General features: G+C 54.7%; 1 protein-coding gene. It reads left to right on the forward strand.

Features of this window, described 5'->3' with window-relative positions:
• Nucleotides 1–39 precede the first annotated feature (39 nt).
• On the forward strand, nucleotides 40–408 hold the full coding sequence (locus tag EN884_RS38245; protein WP_063170070.1) for a four helix bundle protein: 369 nt from the start codon (nucleotides 40–42) through the stop codon (nucleotides 406–408).
• Nucleotides 409–428: the final 20 nt, after the last annotated feature.

Consider the following 428-nt stretch of genomic DNA (forward strand, 5'->3'; position numbering starts at 1 on the left):
GGGGAGTAGGGGAGTAGGGGAGTAGGGGAGTAGGGACGGATGACCGAAAAAACAGGGTCCTACAAGGACTTGCTGGTTTGGGAGCAGGCGATGGATCTTGCGGTGGCGGTCTACGGTGCTACGAAATCCTGGCCCAAAGAAGAACTTTATGGACTGACCAGCCAAGTGCGGCGCTCTGCAACGTCGGTGCCGGCGAACATAGCCGAGGGGTATGGCAGGGAAATTCGAGGCTCCTATCTGCAGTTTCTCCGTATTGCCCAAGGATCATTGAAGGAACTGGAAACTCAGCTTCTGATTGCTGAACGTATTGGCATCGCGCCGAAAGCGACGTCCGGCCCATTGTTGGCGAGTACCGAAAGTGTGGGAAAGCTTCTTCGACTTCTCATCCGTAAACTTACAGCCGAATAGCCTCCCCTATTCCCCTATTC

The organism is Mesorhizobium sp. M7A.F.Ca.AU.001.01.1.1, assembly GCF_004022735.1.
Lineage (GTDB): Bacteria > Pseudomonadota > Alphaproteobacteria > Rhizobiales > Rhizobiaceae > Mesorhizobium > Mesorhizobium ciceri.

Coding starts and splice junctions, on each gene's coding strand:
- EN884_RS38245 (WP_063170070.1), top strand. CDS start 40: ATGACCGAAAAAACAGGGTCCTACAAGGACTTGCTGGTTTGGGAGCAG.